Below are 18,678 nucleotides of genomic sequence, written 5' to 3' on the forward strand. Positions count from 1 at the left end.
TGCCGACCCCAAGGGGAGAAGGGGGAGAGTTGCAGCATCGGCGGGCATGCGCTGAAGATAATCGAAGCCATGATCGCGCTCGACTGCTACTACAGCCTCTCCTCTCCCTGGGCCTACCTCGGCGGCCCGCAACTCCAGGACATCGTGCGCCGCCACCACGTGCGGCTCGCGCTCAAGCCCTACGACTTCCAGGCCGTGGTGCCGCAGACCGGCGGCATCCCGCTGAAGACCCGGCCCGAGCCGCGCCGCACGTACCACGCGCTCGAACTGGCGCGCTGGAGCGACTACCTCGGCATGCCGATGAACCTGGAGCCTGCGCACTACCCGAAGGGCGCGCCCACCGACCCGAACTGGAACAAGTACCCCGGCTGGATGGTGATCGCCGCCCAGTTGCAGGGCCTCGATGCCCAGCCGCTGTCGCACGCGCTGCTGCGCGCCCTTTGGGCCGAGGAGCGCGACACCTCCAAGGCCGAGGTGCGCATCTGCGTGGCCGAGGAGAACGGCTACGACGGCGCCTCGCTGCAGGCGATGGAGCAGTCGGCCGAAGTGCTGGCGGTTTACCGCGCCAACAGCGCCGAGGCGGTGGAGGCCGGCGTGTTCGGCGCGCCGACCTTCATCCTGAACGGCGAGCGCTTCTGGGGACAGGACCGGCTCGCGTTCCTCGACCGGGCACTGGACAAGCTGCGCGCTGCGGGCTGAGCGCACCCGCCTTCAGGCGCTGCCCTGATCGGCAAGGCACTGCCGGGCGGCTTCGCGCACGCGCTCGTCGGCGTCGTGCAGGCCGGCGTGCCGCACCTGCGCCTGCCACGGAAGTGCCGCACGCTTCCACGCCATGAGGCCGCGAACGGCTTGCCAGCGCACGTCGGCGTCGTCGTCGTGTGCGAGGCGATCGGCCAGCGCCGGCAGGATGCGTTCGCCGGCTTCGGCGCCCAGCCCCCGTTCGTCCAGCAGGCTGGCCGCATGCCGGCGGACGAAGGCGTGCGGGGAGGCCAGGCCGCGCAGAGCCTCGTCAAGTTCCCCGGCGCGCAGCGTGCAGTAGCTGCTGCCGGGCTTGAGCTTGTCGTGCACGACGGCGACTTCGGCCGCGGAGCCCGAGAGCAAGGTTTCCAGTTGCCGGTAGTCGAGGGCCGCGGGCGTCGGGTCGCGAAAGGACGAATACGGGGCGCAGAGCCCGCGGATGGCGACTGCCGCCCGCTCGGGCTCGCCGCGCCACTCGACGAGCCGCCCGAAGAGCCATTCGCCGTCGCCCAGGTACGCCAGCGTCGCGGCGCACCAGGCGTGCGTGGGCTTGTCGCCGCGCGCGAGCAGCCTCTTGCGCAGCGCGTCCAGCACCTCGGGCGTCGCCAGCCCGATGCGCCCGAGCATCCTGGCGGCGTCGCTGCCGAACCTGCCGCGCGGTCGGGCCAGTTGCTCGACGAGCGCCGGCACGGCGGGTGCGCCGATGTCGATCAGCCATTGCTCCGCGTCCTCGGCATCGACCGGCTTGCCATCGAAGCGGCCGAGACGCCCGACAAGCCAGGCCACCCGCTCTTCGACGGGCAGGGACGCGACGCGCATGCGCTCCCGCTGCGCTACCGCTTCCTTGGGAAAGAGGGCCTGGAACGCGGCATCGCCGATGCAGCGGCGCGCCAGGTCGAGGCCGTTCTCGTCGTCGTGCAGGAAGAGCACGAAGTCCGGCGTGAGCTGGGGCGCGTCGCCCAGCGCGGCCCGGACGTTCCGCGCGGCCGAGACGAGCATGTCGATGCATTCCCGCTCGGCGAGCAGCCAGCCTTCGCGGGTTTCGTCGCGGGTGAGCTCGCAGGCAGCGTCGGCGGCCGCATCCAGGGCCGGGCTGGAGAACTGGATCTCGTCCCAGCGCCAGTCGGCCGGATTCCACTCGGCCGACCAGAAGTCGCCGCTGCCCTCGTCCTCGCGGGCGCTCACGCTGTTGGCGGAGAGTGCAGGCAGATAGATCGGGCCGTCGAGTTCACGGTACATGCCGCTGAAGGCGACGGCATACAACCGCTCGCCGGGGTTCTGGTTCAGCAGTTCGCGCAGTGCACGCGTGGCGTCTTCGACGATCAGCGGCTCCAGCGCTTTCCAGTGGCTCATGCGGGCGTCTTTTCTTCCTTGAATCGCGCAATCCTAAGTTCGACCAAGTCTCAGCTCGACCGCGGCAGCAGCGCCGGTATCAGCTTGCGGTTCATCCGCTCGCGCCACCAGCGCAGTGCCTGCCCCTGCGCGCCGGTCTTCCAGGCCAGCCAGAAGGACTCGGGCGGGCGCGGCTCCTCGGTGGGCAGTTCGACCAGCGTACCGCGCCTGAGCTCGTCGACGATGCACGCGCGCGGCAGGAAGCCGTGGCCCAGGCCGGCCACCTGGCAGGCGATCTTCGCGGGCATCGAGGGCACGGTGATGCGCGGCTGGCCGGCCAGCAGGCCGACGGTGCGCTCCGAGAGCGTGCGCGCGCTGTCGCCGACCACGATGGCGTTGCATTCCAGCAGGTCGCCGCGCTGCAGCGGCCGGCCCAGCCGGGTGAGCGGGTGCGAGGGCGCGACGCAGAAGGCGAAGTCGAGGCTGCCCACGGTCACGGCCTGGTAGCCGCCGCCGGCCGGGCCGTCGCCGGCGGCGATGACGATGTCGGCGCGGCCTTCGCGCAGCGCCTCCCAGCTGCCGGTGAGCGCCTCGCAGCCGATGCGCAGCCGCGTGCCGCAGCGCAGGTCTTCGAAGGCGCGGATGTCGTCGATGAGGGCCTGCGTGGGAATGAGCGAGTCGTGCACCAGGCGGATTTCCGACTCGTAGCCGGTGGCGATCTGGCGCATGCGCGATTCGAGGTCGCTCGCGGCGCCGAGCAGCCAGCGGCCTTCCTTGAGCATTTCCTCGCCGGCGGCGGTGAGGCTCACGCGCGGGCCGTTGCGCTCGAAGAGCAGCATGCCGAGCTGTTCCTCCAGCTTGCCCACGGCGTAGGAGATGGTGGAGGGCACCTTGTTGAGATGCGAGGCGGCCGCGGCGAAGGAGCCGTGGCGCGCGATGGCGTCGACGATCTCGATGGCTTCCAGGCTGAGTTTGAGCATGCGGTAGCTTGCGAGGGTGAAGAAGGGGTGGAAAAGCAATGTTCGAAAAATTCGATCATTGAAGATGAAAAGTTTCGTCGATGACGGCCTCGCGGCCCCCGATGATTCGTTCCATGCCAAGGGGATTTCTCTCCGGAAGCAATTGTGAATCAGATCGAACATTCAACCAACCCGCAGGAGTTTTTCACATGTCCATCAAAGCCACCCCCACCGCCGGTTCCAAGCTGCTCACCCCCACCGACCACACGCTGGTGATGATCGACTTCCAGTCGCAGATGGCCTTCGCCACGCACTCGATCGACGCCGTGAACCTGCGCAACAACGCCGCGCTGGTGGCGCAGGCGGCGGCCGGCTTCGGCGTGTCGACCATCCTCACGACGGTGGCCGAGAAGAGCTTCTCGGGCCCGATGTTCAGCGAGATCACCGATGCCTTCCCGGGCCAGAAGATGCTGGACCGCACCTCGATGAACACCTGGGAAGACGCCGCCGTGATCGAGCGCGTGAACCAGATCGGCAAGCCGCGCATCGTGCTCGCGGGCCTGTGGACCAGCGTGTGCATCGTCGGCCCGGCGCTGTCGGCACTCGACCAGGGCTTCGAGGTGTACGTGATCGCCGACGCCTGCGGCGACGTGTCGGCCGAGGCGCACAACCGCGCGATGGAGCGCATGGTGCAGGCCGGCGCGCAGCCGATGACCTCGCTGCAATATCTGCTCGAGCTGCAGCGCGACTGGGCCCGCGGCGAAACCTACGAGCTGACCACCGGCATCGCGAAGAAGGTGGGCGGCGCCTACGGTATCGGCATCAACTACGCCAAGACCATGTTCGGCGCCCACGAGGGTTGATCGACGACACGAGGCCGACGAGATCATGAAGCCCTATGTCCTCTCGCTCGCGCTCGGCCTCCTGGTCGGCGTGATCTACGCACTTTTCCAGGTGCGCTCGCCGGCGCCGCCGGTCATCGCCCTGGTGGGGCTTCTGGGAATCCTGCTCGGCGAGCAGATCCCGCCGCTCATCAAGAGCGTGATCAAGCCCGAGGCGGCGGCCACCTCGTGGCTGCATCACCAGGTCAAGCCGCATGTGTTCGGCGAACTGCCGAAGTGCGCCCAGCCCGCGGCGGCGAACACCGCCGAGGCACCATCCTCCGGAAGGCGCGACGCATGAACCCGTTCGCAGACCCCAGCCGCCGGCGCCTCCTCGGAGCGCTCGGCGCCACCCTTGCAGCCCCCGGCCTTGCGGTCGCCTCTCTTTCCAGCAACATGACCAACACCGAAACCCCCGACCTGATCCTGCACAACGGCCGCTTCACCACGCTGGACCGCGCCAACCCGGTGGCCGAGGCCGTGGCCATCAAGGACGGCCGCTTCACCCGCGTCGGCCGCGCCGAAGAGGTGCTGCCGCTGGCCGGCGGCGCCACCCGCGTGATCGACCTGCAGGGCAAGCGCGTGCTGCCGGGGCTGATCGACAACCACCTGCACATCATCCGCGGCGGCCTGAACTACAACATGGAGCTGCGCTGGGACGGCGTGAGGAGCCTCGCCGACGCCATGGGCATGCTCAAGCGCCAGGTGGCGATCACGCCCGCGCCGCAGTGGGTGCGCGTGGTGGGCGGCTTCACCGAGCACCAGTTCGCCGAGAAGCGCCTGCCGACCATCGAAGAGCTGAACGCCGTGGCGCCCGACACGCCGGTGTTCATCCTGCACCTGTACGACCGCGCGCTGCTCAACGGCGCCGCGCTGCGCGCCGTGGGCTACACGAAAGACACGCCCGCGCCGCCCGGCGGCGAGATCGTGCGCGACAGCGCCGGCAACCCCACCGGCCTGCTGCTGGCCAAGCCCAACGCGGCCATCCTCTACGCCACGCTGGCCAAGGGCCCGAAGCTGCCCTTCGACTACCAGCTCAACTCCACGCGCCACTTCATGCGCGAGCTCAACCGCCTGGGCGTGACCGGCGCCATCGACGCGGGCGGCGGCAACCAGAACTACCCCGACGACTACGAAGTCATCCGCAAGCTGGCCGACGACGGCCAGCTCACCATCCGCCTGGCCTACAACCTGTTCACGCAGAAGCCCAAGCAGGAGAAGGACGACTTCCTGAACTGGACCGCCAACTCCAGATACAAGCAGGGCGACGACTACTTCCGCCACAACGGCGCAGGCGAGATGCTGGTGTTCTCGGCCGCCGACTTCGAGGACTTCCGCCAGCCGCGCCCCGAGATGGCGCCCGAGATGGAAGGCGACCTCGAAGGCGTGGTGCGCATCCTGGCGCAGAACCGCTGGCCCTGGCGCATGCATGCCACCTACGACGAAACCATCAGCCGCTCGCTCGACGTGTTCGAGAAGGTCAACAAGGACACCCCGCTGGCCGGCCTGAACTGGTTCTTCGACCATGCCGAGACCATTTCCGAGAAGTCGATGGACCGCATCGCCGCGCTGGGCGGCGGCGTGGCGGTGCAGCACCGCATGGCCTACCAGGGCGAGTATTTCGTGGAGCGCTACGGCGCCGCCGCTGCAGAAGCGACGCCGCCGGTCAAGCGCATGCTGGAGCGCGGCCTGAAGGTCTCGGCCGGCACCGACGCGACCCGCGTGGCCTCGTACAACCCGTGGGTATCGCTGTCCTGGCTGGTCACGGGCAAGACGGTGGGCGGCCTGCAGATCACGCCGCAGCGCAACCTGCTCGACCGCGAACAGGCGCTGCGCATGTGGACCGAGAACGTCACCTGGTTCTCGAACGAGGAGGGCAGGAAGGGCCGCATCCAGGTCGGCCAGCTCGCCGACCTGGTGGTGCCCGACCGCGACTTCTTCGCCTGCCCCGAATCGGACATTGCCGACACCACCGCGCTGCTGACCATGGTGGGCGGCAAGGTGGTTTGGGGCGCCGGCCCCTTCGCCCCGCACGACGAGGGCTCGGTGCCGCCCGCCATGCCCGACTGGTCGCCCGCGCGCACCTTCGGCGGCTATGCCGGCTGGGCCGACAAGAAGGAAGGCGCGCCGCTGCAGAAGGTCATGCGCAATGCAGCCATGTCCTGCGGCTGTGCCAACAACTGCAATGTGCACGGCCACAGCCACGCCACGGCCTGGAGCAGCAAGCTGCCCGTTGGCGACCTGAAGAGCTTCTGGGGCGCGCTCGGCTGCGCCTGCTGGGCGGTATGAGGAAGATGACGATGCGCTGGACAACCGCACCCCTGCTGCGCTGGATCGCCTTGCTGCTGCTGTGCGCCGCCTACCTGCAGGGCGGCCTGAACAAGGCGATGGACTTCGACGCGGCCCTTGCCGAAATGAACCACTTCGGCCTGTCGCCCGCGGGGCCGCTGGCCCTGGCGGTGATCGTGCTGGAGCTGGGCGCCTCGGCGCTCATCCTCACCGGCCGGCTGCGCTGGCTCGGCGCGCTGGCGCTCGGCGGATTCACGCTGATGGCGACCTTCGTGGCGCTGCGCTTCTGGCAGATGCCGGTGGGGCAGGAGCGCTTCATGGCGGCAAACTCCTTCTTCGAACACCTGGGCCTGGTCGGCGGCTTCCTGCTCGTCGCCTGGCACGACCTGAAGGAGCGTGCACATGTCTGAAACCTCGCAAGGCACGACCGCGCCCGCGGCGCAACCCGGCGCCTTCGCGCCGCTGCGCCAGCCGGTCTTCGCGGTGCTGTGGGCAGCCACGGTGCTCGGCAACATCGGCAGCTTCATGCGCGACGTGGCCAGCTCGTGGCTGGTGACCGACCTGTCGGCCAGCCCGACGGCGGTGGCGCTGATCCAGACGGCGGCGACGCTGCCGATCTTCCTGCTGGCGATTCCGGCCGGCGTCCTGTCGGACATCCTCGACCGGCGGCGCTTCCTGATCTTCGTGCAACTGGTGCTCGCCGCGGTCAGCGGCACGCTGCTGGTGCTCTCGCACACCGGCGCGCTCACGGTGCAATACCTGATCGCGCTGACCTTCGTGGGCGGCATCGGCGCGGCGCTGATGGGGCCGACCTGGCAGTCGATCGTGCCCGAGTTGGTGCCGCGTTCCGACCTGAAGGGCGCCGTGGCGCTGAACTCGCTGGGCATCAACATCGCGCGTTCCATCGGGCCGGCGGCGGGCGGGCTCATCCTCGCGAGCTTCGGCGCGGCCGCCACCTACGGCGTGGACGTGCTGAGCTACGTGTTCGTGATCGCGGCGCTGCTGTGGTGGAAGCGCCCGCCGGCGGAAGACACGGCGCTCTCGGAGAACTTCCTCGGTGCCTTCCGCGCCGGCCTGCGCTACACCCGCGCCAGCAAGGAGCTGCACGTGGTGCTGCTGCGCGCGGCGGTGTTCTTCCTGTTCGCGAGCTCGGTGTGGGCGCTGCAGCCGCTGGTGGCGCGGCAGATGCTGGGCGGCTCGGCCGGCTTCTACGGCGTGCTGCTCGGCTCGGTGGGTGCCGGCGCCATCGGCGGCGCGCTGGTGATGCCCCGGCTGCGCGCCCGGCTCGACGCCGACGGAATGATGCTGCTGGCCTCGCTGCTCACCGCCGCGGTGATGGGCGCCCTGGTCTTCGCGCCGCCCAAGTGGCTGGCGGTGGCGCTGCTGCTGGTGCTGGGCCTGGGCTGGATCGTGGCGCTGACCACGCTCAACAGCGTGGCCCAGTCGATCCTGCCGAACTGGGTGCGCGGTCGCGGCCTGGCCGTGTACCTCACGGTGTTCAACGGCGCGATGGCGGCAGGCAGCCTTGGCTGGGGCCTGGTGGCGCAGCAGATCGGCGTGCCGATGACGCTGGTGGCCGGCGCCGTCGGGCTGGTGGTGGCGGGCCTCGTCTTCCATCGCGTGCGGCTGCCGGCCGGCGAGGCTGACCTGCAGGCCTCGCACCACTGGCCCGAGCCGCTCTTGGCCGAGCCGGTGGCGCACGACCGCGGGCCGGTGATGATCCAGGTCGAGTACCGCATCCGCAAGGAGGACCGCGAGCCTTTCCTGCAGGCGATGAAGCGCCTGTCGCTCGAACGCCGCCGCGACGGCGCCTATGCCTGGGGCGTGCACGAGCACACGGCCGACCCGGAGCGGGTGATGGAGTGGTTCCTGGTCGAGTCCTGGGCGGAGCATCTGCGCCAGCACCATCGCGTGTCGCATGCCGACGCGGACCTGCAGAGCGAGGCACTGCGCTTCCACATCGGACCCGGCAAGCCGGAGGTGCACCACTTCCTGGCGCTGTAGGGCTGGAAGCGACCGGGGCGGGGCTTGGGCCCTCGGTCGCCAGGGGCGATGCCCGTGGCGATAATCCCGGAATGCGAATCCGCTTTACCAAGATGCAGGGAGCCGGCAACGATTTCGTCGTGCTGGACGAAACGCGCGGCACGCTGGGCCTCAGCGCCGCGCAATACCGCTTTCTGGCCGACCGCCATTTCGGCGTCGGCGCCGACCAGATCCTCACCGTGCGGCCCTCGCCGGGCGAAGGCATCGACTTCCAGTACGTGATCCACAACTCCGACGGCGGCGAGGTGGAGCAGTGCGGCAACGGCGCGCGCTGCTTCATGCGCTTCGTCAGCGAACACCACCTGACCGAGAAGAAGCAGGTGCGCGTTCAGACCCTCTCCGGCGTGATCGAACCCCGCATGGGCGCCGACGGCCGCGTCACGGTCGACATGGGCGCCCCCATCTTCGAACCTGCCCGCGTGCCCTTCGACCCCGCCGGGCTCGACCCGCAGGCCGAGGGCGGGTGGCACAAGTGGCATCTGGCCCTGGGCACCCACGCCGGCAGCGCTATCGTTTCCGTAGCTGTGCTCTCGATGGGCAACCCGCACGCGGTGCAGGTGGTCGACAACGTCGACACCGCCCCGGTGGCCGAGCAGGGCCCGCAGATCGAGCACCACCCGCGCTTTCCGCAACGGGTGAATGCCGGGTTCATGCAGGTGGTCGACCGATCCAGCATCAGGCTGCGGGTGTTCGAGCGCGGTGCCGGCGAAACGCTGGCCTGCGGCACCGGCGCCTGCGCGGCGGTGGTGGCGGGCATCCGCCTCGGGCTGCTGGATCGCCGCGTGGACGTGCAGACGCACGGCGGCGTTCTCACGATCGAGTGGCAGGGGGAGGGCCAGCCGGTGCTGATGACCGGACCGGCCGTCACGGTCTTCGAGGGAGACATCGAGGTGCCGGAGCTGCCATGACCCACTTCACGAGCAACAACAACGACGCCAACGCCATGAACCCGATCACCGAAGACGACATCGCCAACTACCTGGCGAACACGCCCGACTTCTTCGAGCGCCATGCCCAGTTGCTGGCGCAGGTGCAGCTCACCAGCCCGCACGGCAACCGCGCCGTGAGCCTGCAGGAGCGCCAGGCCGAGATGCTGCGCGAGAAGATCAAGGCGCTGGAGCATCGCCTGATGGACATGATGCGCCACGGCACCGAGAACGTCGTGATCGCCGACCGCCTGCAGCGCTGGACCACGGGCCTGCTGACCACGCGCGACCCGCGCAGCCTGCCGTACCGCATCGCGGTCGACCTGCAGTCGCTCTTCCTGGTGCCGCAGACGGCCATCAAGGTGTGGGACTGCGGCAGCGAATACCTCAACGAGGCCTACGCCCAGTGGGTGAGCGACGACGTGAAGGCGCTGGCCACCTCGCTGACCTCGCCCTACTGCGGGCTCAATTCGGGCTTCGAGGCCTCCAGCTGGCTGCCCGAGCCGCAGGCCGCGATGTCGATCGCGCTGATTCCGCTGCGCCCCGGCCCCGAGTCGCCGGCCTTCGGCCTGCTGGTGCTGGCCTCGCCCGACGCGCAGCGCTTCAACGCCGAGATGGGCACCGACTTCCTGGAGCGCATCGCCGAGCTGGCCTCGGGCGCGCTCTCGCGGCTGCGTCCTTGAAACGTCCGCGCTGGTTGCGGCGGCCCTGGCAGGTCGTGCTGGCCGGTGGGCTGGCGGCTGTGGCCCTCGTGTACGCGGCCATCGGTGCATTCATCTGGCGGCATTCCGAGGACTTGCTCGCGAATCCGCCCCGGCGGCAGGCCGACGCGGCGCTGGTGCTCGGCAGCCGGGCGTACCTCGACGGCAAGCCGCACCCGTGCCTGACCGGCCGGGTCGACACGGCCCTGGCGCTGGCGAAGGCCGGGCTCGTGCGGCAGCTGGCCTTCTCGGGCGGCGTGGATTCCGAGGACAGCCGCATCGAGGCCATCACGATGGGCGAGCACGCCATCGCCTCGGGCTTCACCGGGCCGATGGTGCTGGAGCCCGCATCGACCTCCACGCGGCTGAACCTGTCGCTGTCGCGCCCGCTGCTGCTGGCCGCGGGGGTGCGCCGCGTGGTCATCGTGTCGGAGCCCTTCCATCTGTGGCGCGTCGAGCGTCTCGTGAAGATGAGCGGCTTCGACAAGAGCTTCGACGTGCAGTACGCGGCAGCGCCCACGTCCTGCTGGCAGGCGCTCGGGCCCTTCTCCAAGGGTGCGTTGCGCGAGCCGGCGGCCATCATCAACAATGCGGCCCATGGCTACCTCTTCTAGTGCGCCCCCAGGCTTCGCGCACTTCGTGTCGCTCCGCCTAACCCCTCGCCGGGCGCGACACCTGCGGCCCGGCAAAGCCGGTTCCGCGGCATTCCTGAGCCTGGCCCTGCGCTGAGCAAATGGACTGGATCGAGAAATACCTGGAGCACGTGCGCGTCGAGCGCCGGCTCGCGGCGCGCACGGTGGAGCTCTACGCCTTCCACCTGCAGTCCCTGCGCGAGCACGCCGCCGAGGCGAAGCTGCCGCTGGACCGCGTGCAGACCGCCCACATCCGCCGCTGGATGTCGCAGCTGCACGGCGCAGGGCGCGAGCCGCGCGGCATCGCGCTGGTGCTGTCGTGCTGGCGCAGCTTCTACCGCTGGCTGGGGCACGAAGGGCTGGTCGGCTTCAACCCGGTGCAGGACGTGCACGCGCCCAAGGCTGGCCGGCCGCTGCCCAAGGCGCTGGGCGTGGACGACGCGGTTCGGCTCGCAGAGCTGTACGACCCCGAGGCCGACCCCTGGACCGAGGCGCGCGACGGCGCCATCGTCGAGGTGCTCTACGGCTGCGGCCTGCGCGTGAGCGAGCTCACCGGGCTCGACGCGCAGGCCAGCGCCACGGCGCGCGGCTGGGTCGATCTCGATGCGATGGAGGCCAGCGTGCTCGGCAAGGGCAGCAAGCGCCGCATCGTGCCCATCGGCAGCAAGGCGGGCGAAGCGCTGCGCGACTGGCTCGCGGTGCGCGGCGACTGCCCCGGGCTCACCACCGCCCGGCTGCGCGACCCCCAGGCCGCGGCCGCACTCTTCATCAGCGCCAAGGGCATGCGCATGTCGGCGCAGGCGGTGTGGAAGCTGCTGCGCGAGCGCAGCCTCAAGGCCGGCCTCTCGGCGCCGGTGCATCCGCACATGCTGCGCCATTCCTTCGCGAGCCACGTGCTGCAGTCCAGCAGCGACCTGCGCGCGGTGCAGGAGCTGCTTGGCCACGCCAGCATCGCGACCACGCAGGTCTACACGCGGCTGGACTTCCAGCACCTGGCCAAGGTCTACGACGCGGCGCATCCGCGGGCCAAGGCCCGCGAAGACAAAGACAAGTAAGCGACAAGAAACAATGAAAACCCTTCGCCTCAAGCCCGGCAAGGAGCGCTCGCTGCAGCGCCGCCATCCCTGGGTGTTCGAATCCGCCATTGCGCGCGGCGGCGCCGACTCCGGCGAGACTGTGCGCGTCGAATCGCACGACGGCACCTTTCTCGCATGGGCCGCCTTCAGCCCTCTTTCCAAGATCCGCGCGCGGGCCTGGAGCTTCACCGAGACGCAGCGCATCGATGCGGCCTTCCTCGCCTCGCTGTGCGCCCGCGCAGTGGCCGCGCGAGGCCTGTTCGACCTGCAGAGCGACGGCGTGCGGCTGGTGCACGGCGAGGCCGACGGACTGCCGGGGCTGATCGTCGACCGCTACGGCGACACGCTGGTGGCGCAGTTCCTCTCGGCCGGCGTGGAGCGCTGGAAGGGCGCGCTGGCCGATGCGCTGCTGAAGGCCACGGGTCTTTCGAAGCTCTACGAGCGCTCCGACGCGAGCGGCCGCGAGCGCGAGGGCCTGAAGCCGGTCACCGGCTGGCTGCGCGGCGAAGGGCCGACCGAAATCGTCATCCGCGAGCATGGCTGGAAGCTGTCGCTGGACGTCGCCACCGGCCACAAGACCGGCTTCTACCTCGACCAGCGCGACAGCCGCCAGCGCTTCGCCGAGCTGGCGCAGCACCGGCGCTTCAGGCGCGTGCTGAACTGCTTCTGCTACACGGGCGGGTTCACCGTGGCGGCACTGGCGGGGCTGAAGGCCGCGGGCGCGCTCGAGGGCGCGCAGATGGTGTCGGTCGATTCGTCGCTGCCGGCGCTGGAGCGGGCGAGGGGGCATCTGGCGCTCAACGGCTTCGATGCCGCCGGCGGGCAAGGCATCGAGGCCGAGTTCCTCGACGCGAACGTCAACACGGTGCTGCGCGAGTTCATCGACCAGGGCCGCACCTTCGACGCCATCGTGCTCGATCCGCCCAAGTTCGCGCCCACCGTGGCGCATGCCGAGCGGGCCTCGCGGGCCTACAAGGACATCAACCGGCTGGCGCTGAAGATCCTGGAGCCGGGCGGGGTGCTCCTGACCTTCTCGTGCTCGGGCGGCATCAGCGCCGACCTGTTCCACAAGATCGTGGCCTCGGCGGGACTCGATGCGGGCGTGGACGGCTACATCGCCGAGCGGCTGGGTGCTGCGCCTGACCATCCGATGACCATCGAATTCCCGGAAGGCGAATACCTGAAGGGGCTGGTGGTGGTCAGGAAGCCTGCCTGAACGGCGCTTGACCCTGCCGGCAACGCAACTCAGTGGCATTGGCTAAACTGCCGGGCCGCGCCTTCCACGGCCCCCATTTCCCGTTTTCCGCTTCCGGAGCACTTTCCCCATGGCCCTCATTCCCGCGACCATCCTCACCGGCTTTCTCGGCTCGGGCAAGACCACGCTGCTCAAACGCATCCTGACCGAGGCCCACGGCCAGAAGATCGCGGTCATCGAGAACGAGTTCGGCGAGGAGAACATCGACAGCGACATCCTCGTGACCGAGTCGAAGGAGCAGATCGTGCAGATGAGCAACGGCTGCGTCTGCTGCACCATCCGCGAAGACCTGCGCGAGGCGCTGCAGCTGCTGGCCGCCAAGAAGCGCCAGGGCCTGCTCGACTTCGATCGCGTGGTGATCGAGACCACCGGCCTGGCCGACCCCGGCCCCGTGGCCCAGACCTTCTTCATGGACGACGAGATCGCCGAGAGCTACCTGCTCGACTCGATCCTCACGCTGGTGGATGCCAAGCACGCGCCGCAGCAGCTCAACGACCGCCAGGAAGCGCGCCGCCAGGTGGGCTTCGCCGACCAGATCTTCATCAGCAAGAGCGACCTGGTCTCGGCCGAGGAGACCGACGCGCTGATCCACCGCCTGAAGCACATGAACCCGCGCGCGCCGCAGCAGAAGGCGCATTTCGGCGAAGTGCCGCTCAAGGACATCTTCGACCTGCGCGGCTTCAACCTGAACGCCAAGCTCGACATCGACCCCGACTTCCTCAAGGAAGACGACCACGATCATCACCACCATGACCACGAGCATGGCGAGCACTGCGACCACCCCTCGCACAAGCACGACGGCCATGGCCACCATCACCACGTGGACGACGACGTGAAGAGCTTCGTCTACAAGGCCGATCGCGCCTTCGACCCGGCCAAGCTGGAAGACTTCCTGGGCGCGATCGTCAACATCTACGGCCCGCGCATGCTGCGCTACAAGGGCGTGCTGAACATGAAGGGCACCGAGCGCAAGGTGATCTTCCAGGGCGTGCACCAGCTCATGGGCAGCGACCTGGGCCCGGAATGGGGCAAGGACGAGGCGCGCCAGAGCCGCATGGTGTTCATCGGCATCGAGCTGCCGCGCGAGATCCTGGAACAAGGCCTGGAGCAGTGCCTAGTCTAGGCTGACCCCCAGGCTGCGCGCACTTCGTGTCGCTGCGCCAACCCCCTTTCAGGGGGCAACACCGGTGGCCCGGCAAAGCCGGTTCCACGGTGTTTCCCGACGGATCCGCGGCTACTTGCCCGTGCCGCCCATTCCGCCCAGCGGCTTGCCGTTGACCTTCAGGGCGCCTTCGCTGAACTCCACCTGGGCGGTGACGTCGTCGCCGTCGCGCTTCACGAAGCCGCTTTGCTCGCCCTGTTCGACCAGGCCGGCCACCATTTCGGGCGGGGGCGTCTGGCCACTCTCTGCACCGGTCTCGGCCAGCTTCTCGAGCCACTTCATGGGCAGCCGCGCGTGGGCCTTGAGCACGCCGCGCTTCATCATCAGCGCCATGCCCGGCAGCTGCAGGTCTTCGTCCGTCACGCCGGCCATGCCGGCCGAGTAGCCGAGCTCGGCGCGCTTGCCGTCGATCTCGACCAGCATCTTGTCGATGCCGGCCTCGGGCGCGTACTTGGCCATGGCCTTGAGGTCGGGCGTGAGCTGCTCGACCAGCGCCTGCATGGCCGCCTGGGAAGCCTTGCTGCCGCCCTTGCCGCAGCTGTTGGCGGCGCTGGACTGCATCCAGGCGTCGGCGAGCTTCCTATAGCCGGCGCCGTGGATGCGGCGGGCGCCGCTGGTCAGCTCGAACTTGTCGATCTTCGTCTCGCCTATCTTGCCGGTGCCCTTGAGGGTGCCGGTGGAGGCGTAGAGGCCGTCCTTCATGGTCGCGTCGCCCACGAGGTCGATGTTCTGCAGCACGACTGCCGGCAGCGCCTGCGGCGGCTCCGAGCCGTCCTCGGCCGCTTTCTTCCTGACGGCGAACTCCAGCGTGTCGAGCCGGCCCTCGGTCTTGCCGGTGGCCAGGAACCAGCCGGCGCTGCTGTCCATGTCGGCCTTGGCGGTGAGCTTGCCCATCTTCATGGTCACGCCGCGGAGCAATTCGTTGAAGTCCAGGCCGGGCATGCTCAGGTCGTAGTGCGCCTGGGTGCGTGCGGCGTTCACCTGCACGCGGGCCTGCAGGCCCTGCCAGTCGAGGCGGCCCTTGCCGTCCTCGGCCAGCTTGACGGGCGCGACCGTCAGGTCGCTCGTGAAGCCGCCATCGAAGCCGACCTTGGTGCGGGCCGACACGGGCTTGGCCTCTCCGAAGAATTTCTTCGCCTCGGCCTGCGCCTTGTCGTCGAGCACCAGTTCGCTGTCGATGGTGGCGGCCGCCAGCGTGCCGCCGGCCAGCGGGCCGTGGTGGATGGTGTCGCGGATGGTCAGGCGCAGCTGCTTCGGCGGCTTGATGGCGGGGGTATCGTCTTCCTCACCGTCTTCCTTTTCCTCTTCGTCCTGGCCAGCGGTGGGCTGGCTGGCTGCCGGCGCGGCCGCGTCGGCCGCGCAGCCGATTTCCAGCGTGACGGTGCTGACGGCGCCCAGGAAGCCGCGTTCGTACTTGCGCTCGGTCACGCGCACCAGCGCGGTCTGCTTGGGCAGCTCGTCCAGCGCGGTGTCGTAGCGCGACTTGATCTGCGAACCGGCCCACCAGGTGCTGCCGCCGTAGGCGGCGGCGATGGCCGCGGCCAGGACTCCCAAAACTGCTTTCTTGTTCAAGGCTTGTTGCTTTCTTGTGTCTGTCTTGCGATTGATCGGAATGATCGGATAGGCCCCCTGCGCCATATGGACAAGGGCCGGGGCCCGCGCGCCGCCCCCTCCGGCGGCGCCGGGCGATGCTAACGGAGTCGGACGACGCGCCGGAACATGTCCCGCGGGTTCGAGTTCTCTATACAATCGCGCGCCTGTTTCGCAAGCCACGTCCTGCTCCCAAGGACAAGATGTGACTTCCGGCACGGGGCGCCGTACGTTTCTGGCGGGCTTTCGGGGGTATAACCCCGGGGTTCGCCACTTGGCGGGCACCCCGACAACGGGAGCCTGCGCGGCCTGGAGGCTGCAGGAGGCTCCCATGGGAGGAGACACCCAGTGAAAGCGCGTTCCAGTTCGTCAAAGGAGCCAGTCACCGTGAAGAAACCCGCCGCCAAGGCCACGCCAGCAACCAAGCCCGCCGCCAAGAAGGCGCCGGCTGCGAAGCAGGCTGTACCTGCGGCCAGGAAGGTTTCCGGTCCCGCGACCAAGGAGAAGAGCGCACCGTCCAAGAAGCCCGCAGCACCACCGGCCAAGGCCGCGAGCGCTGCGACCAAGAAGTCCGCCAAGCCTGCAACTGCCGCCACGAAGACCGCGGACGCCGGCTCATCGTCATCCAAACCCGTCGGCCGTCCTGCGGCTGTTTCCTCTGTCCCCCCGATCCCCATGAAAAAAACGGCTGCCGCCTCCACTTCCGCCCCGGCGACACCCTCGATGCCCGCTCAAACAGCCACGCCCGCTCCCGCCGCGCGTGGTGGCCGCGTGTCCCGGCTGTCGCAACTGACCGTCCCCTCGATGCCGCAATCGGTGGCGTCGACGGCCGCCAAGTCCACCTTCTCCCAAAGCCATTCCAACGCGCTGGTGCCTCCGCCGCCCCTCGCCATCAAGAAAGACCCGAAACTGGCCAACAACTGGAAAACCAAGTCGCCCGCGGAACTGAGCGATGCCGAAGTCATCGCCATGCCCGACGACGAGTACATGAACGAAAAGCAGATGGCGTTCTTCCGCCTGAAGCTCGAAGAACTCAAGCGCGGCATCCTCGAGAACGCCGGCGAGACCACCGAGCACCTGCGTGAAGACACGGTGGTCGTGCCCGACCCGGCCGACCGCGCCACCATCGAGGAAGAACATGCCCTCGAGCTGCGCACCCGCGACCGTGAGCGCAAGCTGCTCAAGAAGATCGAGCAGTCGATCCAGCGCATCGACGCCGGCGACTATGGCTACTGCGACGAGACCGGCGAGCCCATCGGCGTCGGCCGCCTGCTGGCCCGCCCGACCGCGACGCTTTCGCTCGAGGCGCAGCAGCGCCGCGAACTCAAGCAGAAGATGTTCGGGGACTGAAGCCAGCATAAGGTAGATAAAAGCCAGCGTCTTCGATAGCCTTCTCCGAATGCCAAAGGAAGATTCGGGCCGCCTTCTTTCAAAGGTGGCCAAGTTTGTCCGCAATCCCCTGAAGGATTGGTCGGAGCTGGACGCGCCTTCCTCCGCCAGTTCGGCCTCCGATTCCTCGCTGCCCGCGCAGACCTACAGCCGGGAGATGCTCAAGGAGATGATCGAGCGGCGCCAGCGCAACGATTTCGTTCGCCGGCGCGAGTTCGACATGCTGCGCAAGCTGCGCCAGCGCGAGGCCGCGGCGCACGCCTTCGAGGCGACGGTCACGCCGTCTTCGTTCAACGTCAACAGCTCCTCCGAGAGATCGGAAGGCCGCGCGCTCACGCTCAAGAAGATCGACGAGATCGAGCAGCAGATGTCGCAGCAGTGGTGGAAGGGGCGCGGGCCGAACGGCGAGGTGCTGGTCAATCCGCCGCCCGAAGCCGGCGCCGAGACCCTGCCGCCGGTGGACACCGACGAACTGCTGTCGGAGCCGGCTCCGCCGTCCCTGGCGGTGGAGGCGGCACAGGTCGCCGGCGAGGCCGGCGCAGCGCCGGCCGTCGCGGCCAGCGTGCCGCTGCTGTCGTCGCGCCTGGCGCACGACGGCGCGCTCGAGGAAGCAGTGATCCGTTTCGCCCACGGCGACGACACTGGCGCCGAAGCGATCCTGCTGCAGGCGCTGGCTTCGCCCCCCGACAGCGTGTCGCCGGTCGAAAGCGCGACCGACGCAGCCTCCGAGCGCGACGACAACCGCTGGCGGGCTCTCTTCGACCTGTACCGCGCCACCGGCGACGCCGCCAAGTTCGCCGCTGCCCGCATGCGCTATGCGCAGCGCATGCGGCGCATGGGACCCGACTGGGTCTCGCTGGAAGAGCTGGCGCGCAGCGTCAAGGCCGTCACGGCGAGCGAGGAGGCTGCCGGCATCGCCGAAAGCGGCGCTCCCGCCGACTGGACCTGCCCCACGCGCCTCGCGCGCGAAGGCCTCATGGATCTCACCCGCGCGCTGTCGAAGGCGGGCTCGGTGTGGACGCTCGACTGGCGTGGCCTGCATGCCATCGAACCCGAGGCCGCCGCGCCGCTGCGCGTGCTCTTCACCCACTGGGCCGATTCGCCGGTGCAACTGCGTTTCATGGGCTCGTCGCAGCTGCTGGCCGTGCTGTCCGAGGCCGCGCCCAACAACGAGCGCGGCACCGACGACGTCTGGTGGCAACTGCACCTCGCGGCGCTGCGCATGATGCACCTGCCCGACGACTTCGAGCTGGTGGCGCTCAACTACTGCATCACCTACGAGGTGTCGCCGCCCGCCTGGGCAGACCCGAAGGGCGAGTGCACCACGCTGGCCGCCCCACCTGCCAGCCGGCCCAGCTCGGTGTGGTCGCTGCTGTCGGTCGGCGGCGATTCGGAGAGCTTTCCTTCTACCGACAGCGGTTTTGCCGCGCTGGCGGGCGACCTGCGGGGCGAGTCGCTGTCGAACTGGCAGCGGCTGGACCACGACCTGCGCCACACCACGGCGCCGGTCATCTCGTGCGCGGCGCTGCTGCGCATGGACCTCGCCGCCGCAGGCACGCTGCTGAGCTGGGTGCGCACGCGCGACGCCAACGGCGAGCGCGTGCAGTTCGTCGACGTGCACCGGCTGGTTGCCGCGCTGTTCAATCTGGTAGGCATCGCCGATCACGCCACGGTGGCCGTTAGGAAAAACTGAAACCCGCACCGC

Annotated in this window: 17 protein-coding genes; 14 read left to right on the forward strand and 3 right to left on the reverse strand. The window is 69.2% G+C overall.

Features of this window, described 5'->3' with window-relative positions:
* Positions 1–69 precede the first annotated feature (69 nt).
* Complete coding sequence (locus ABL843_RS04795) at positions 70–699, forward strand: 2-hydroxychromene-2-carboxylate isomerase (RefSeq protein ID WP_418119158.1); 630 nt, start codon at positions 70–72, stop codon at positions 697–699.
* A 12-nt stretch (positions 700–711) separates the two neighbouring features.
* On the opposite strand, the gene ABL843_RS04800 is transcribed toward ABL843_RS04795, so the two are convergent.
* Both ABL843_RS04800 and ABL843_RS04805 read right to left on the reverse strand, forming a co-directional pair.
* Positions 712–2,091 (reverse strand): DUF4303 domain-containing protein, encoded by a 1,380-nt coding sequence (locus tag ABL843_RS04800; protein WP_418119159.1) that lies wholly within the window; start codon positions 2,089–2,091, stop codon positions 712–714.
* 50 nt (positions 2,092–2,141) lie between these two features.
* On the reverse strand, positions 2,142–3,050 hold the full coding sequence (locus ABL843_RS04805) for a LysR family transcriptional regulator (protein WP_418119160.1): 909 nt from the start codon (positions 3,048–3,050) through the stop codon (positions 2,142–2,144).
* Positions 3,051–3,238: 188 nt separating this feature from the next.
* Between ABL843_RS04805 and ABL843_RS04810 the strand changes: the two genes are divergently transcribed.
* The 11 genes from ABL843_RS04810 (at position 3,239) to ABL843_RS04860 (ending at position 13,955) form a co-directional block, all read left to right on the forward strand.
* On the forward strand, positions 3,239–3,892 hold the full coding sequence (locus ABL843_RS04810; protein WP_418119161.1) for a hydrolase: 654 nt from the start codon (positions 3,239–3,241) through the stop codon (positions 3,890–3,892).
* Positions 3,893–3,917: 25 nt separating this feature from the next.
* Positions 3,918–4,211: a DUF1427 family protein gene (locus ABL843_RS04815; RefSeq protein ID WP_184634705.1), complete on the forward strand. Its 294-nt coding sequence runs from the start codon at positions 3,918–3,920 to the stop codon at positions 4,209–4,211.
* A gap of 95 nt (positions 4,212–4,306) precedes the next feature.
* On the forward strand, positions 4,307–6,199 hold the full coding sequence (locus tag ABL843_RS04820) for an amidohydrolase (protein ID WP_418120438.1): 1,893 nt from the start codon (positions 4,307–4,309) through the stop codon (positions 6,197–6,199).
* Positions 6,200–6,210: 11 nt separating this feature from the next.
* Complete coding sequence (locus ABL843_RS04825) at positions 6,211–6,609, forward strand: DoxX family protein (RefSeq protein ID WP_126021431.1); 399 nt, start codon at positions 6,211–6,213, stop codon at positions 6,607–6,609.
* Positions 6,602–8,203, forward strand: coding sequence for an MFS transporter (locus tag ABL843_RS04830; protein WP_418119162.1), 1,602 nt, complete (start codon positions 6,602–6,604; stop codon positions 8,201–8,203). Before ABL843_RS04825 ends, ABL843_RS04830 begins: the two co-directional genes overlap by 8 nt.
* Before the next feature lie 71 nt (positions 8,204–8,274).
* Positions 8,275–9,150 carry a diaminopimelate epimerase gene (gene dapF, locus ABL843_RS04835; RefSeq protein ID WP_418119163.1) on the forward strand — a complete coding sequence of 292 codons (876 nt, stop codon included), beginning with the start codon at positions 8,275–8,277 and terminating at the stop codon, positions 9,148–9,150.
* Entirely contained in the window at positions 9,147–9,851 is a 705-nt protein-coding gene (locus tag ABL843_RS04840; RefSeq protein ID WP_184634711.1) for a DUF484 family protein, read from the forward strand. Before dapF ends, ABL843_RS04840 begins: the two co-directional genes overlap by 4 nt.
* Complete coding sequence (locus ABL843_RS04845; RefSeq protein WP_418119164.1) at positions 9,848–10,483, forward strand: YdcF family protein; 636 nt, start codon at positions 9,848–9,850, stop codon at positions 10,481–10,483. The genes ABL843_RS04840 and ABL843_RS04845 overlap by 4 nt, the downstream gene beginning before the upstream one ends.
* 119 nt (positions 10,484–10,602) lie before the next feature.
* Positions 10,603–11,556, forward strand: coding sequence for a tyrosine recombinase XerC (locus ABL843_RS04850; RefSeq protein ID WP_418119165.1), 954 nt, complete (start codon positions 10,603–10,605; stop codon positions 11,554–11,556).
* A gap of 13 nt (positions 11,557–11,569) precedes the next feature.
* Positions 11,570–12,793: a class I SAM-dependent rRNA methyltransferase gene (locus ABL843_RS04855; RefSeq protein WP_418119166.1), complete on the forward strand. Its 1,224-nt coding sequence runs from the start codon at positions 11,570–11,572 to the stop codon at positions 12,791–12,793.
* A gap of 109 nt (positions 12,794–12,902) precedes the next feature.
* Positions 12,903–13,955 carry a CobW family GTP-binding protein gene (locus ABL843_RS04860; RefSeq protein WP_019656743.1) on the forward strand — a complete coding sequence of 351 codons (1,053 nt, stop codon included), beginning with the start codon at positions 12,903–12,905 and terminating at the stop codon, positions 13,953–13,955.
* Between the two features lie 111 nt (positions 13,956–14,066).
* On the opposite strand, the gene ABL843_RS04865 is transcribed toward ABL843_RS04860, so the two are convergent.
* A complete protein-coding gene (locus ABL843_RS04865; protein WP_418119167.1) occupies positions 14,067–15,566 on the reverse strand; it encodes a YdgA family protein in 1,500 nt (499 codons plus the stop codon).
* 405 nt (positions 15,567–15,971) lie between these two features.
* Between ABL843_RS04865 and dksA the strand changes: the two genes are divergently transcribed.
* Together dksA and ABL843_RS04875 are read left to right on the forward strand one after the other, a co-directional pair.
* Positions 15,972–16,934 carry an RNA polymerase-binding protein DksA gene (gene dksA / locus ABL843_RS04870; protein WP_240650570.1) on the forward strand — a complete coding sequence of 321 codons (963 nt, stop codon included), beginning with the start codon at positions 15,972–15,974 and terminating at the stop codon, positions 16,932–16,934.
* Positions 16,935–16,983: 49 nt separating this feature from the next.
* Positions 16,984–18,666: an STAS domain-containing protein gene (locus ABL843_RS04875; protein ID WP_126021420.1), complete on the forward strand. Its 1,683-nt coding sequence runs from the start codon at positions 16,984–16,986 to the stop codon at positions 18,664–18,666.
* Positions 18,667–18,678: the final 12 nt, after the last annotated feature.

This window comes from Variovorax sp. 350MFTsu5.1, assembly GCF_048302515.1.
Classification (GTDB): domain Bacteria; phylum Pseudomonadota; class Gammaproteobacteria; order Burkholderiales; family Burkholderiaceae_C; genus Variovorax; species Variovorax guangxiensis.

Coding starts and splice junctions, on each gene's coding strand:
- ABL843_RS04795 (WP_418119158.1), top strand. CDS start 70: ATGATCGCGCTCGACTGCTACTACAGCCTCTCCTCTCCCTGGGCCTAC.
- ABL843_RS04800 (WP_418119159.1), bottom strand. CDS start 2,091: ATGAGCCACTGGAAAGCGCTGGAGCCGCTGATCGTCGAAGACGCCACG.
- ABL843_RS04805 (WP_418119160.1), bottom strand. CDS start 3,050: ATGCTCAAACTCAGCCTGGAAGCCATCGAGATCGTCGACGCCATCGCG.
- ABL843_RS04810 (WP_418119161.1), top strand. CDS start 3,239: ATGTCCATCAAAGCCACCCCCACCGCCGGTTCCAAGCTGCTCACCCCC.
- ABL843_RS04815 (WP_184634705.1), top strand. CDS start 3,918: ATGAAGCCCTATGTCCTCTCGCTCGCGCTCGGCCTCCTGGTCGGCGTG.
- ABL843_RS04820 (WP_418120438.1), top strand. CDS start 4,307: ATGACCAACACCGAAACCCCCGACCTGATCCTGCACAACGGCCGCTTC.
- ABL843_RS04825 (WP_126021431.1), top strand. CDS start 6,211: ATGCGCTGGACAACCGCACCCCTGCTGCGCTGGATCGCCTTGCTGCTG.
- ABL843_RS04830 (WP_418119162.1), top strand. CDS start 6,602: ATGTCTGAAACCTCGCAAGGCACGACCGCGCCCGCGGCGCAACCCGGC.
- dapF (WP_418119163.1), top strand. CDS start 8,275: ATGCGAATCCGCTTTACCAAGATGCAGGGAGCCGGCAACGATTTCGTC.
- ABL843_RS04840 (WP_184634711.1), top strand. CDS start 9,147: ATGACCCACTTCACGAGCAACAACAACGACGCCAACGCCATGAACCCG.
- ABL843_RS04850 (WP_418119165.1), top strand. CDS start 10,603: ATGGACTGGATCGAGAAATACCTGGAGCACGTGCGCGTCGAGCGCCGG.
- ABL843_RS04855 (WP_418119166.1), top strand. CDS start 11,570: ATGAAAACCCTTCGCCTCAAGCCCGGCAAGGAGCGCTCGCTGCAGCGC.
- ABL843_RS04860 (WP_019656743.1), top strand. CDS start 12,903: ATGGCCCTCATTCCCGCGACCATCCTCACCGGCTTTCTCGGCTCGGGC.
- ABL843_RS04875 (WP_126021420.1), top strand. CDS start 16,984: ATGCCAAAGGAAGATTCGGGCCGCCTTCTTTCAAAGGTGGCCAAGTTT.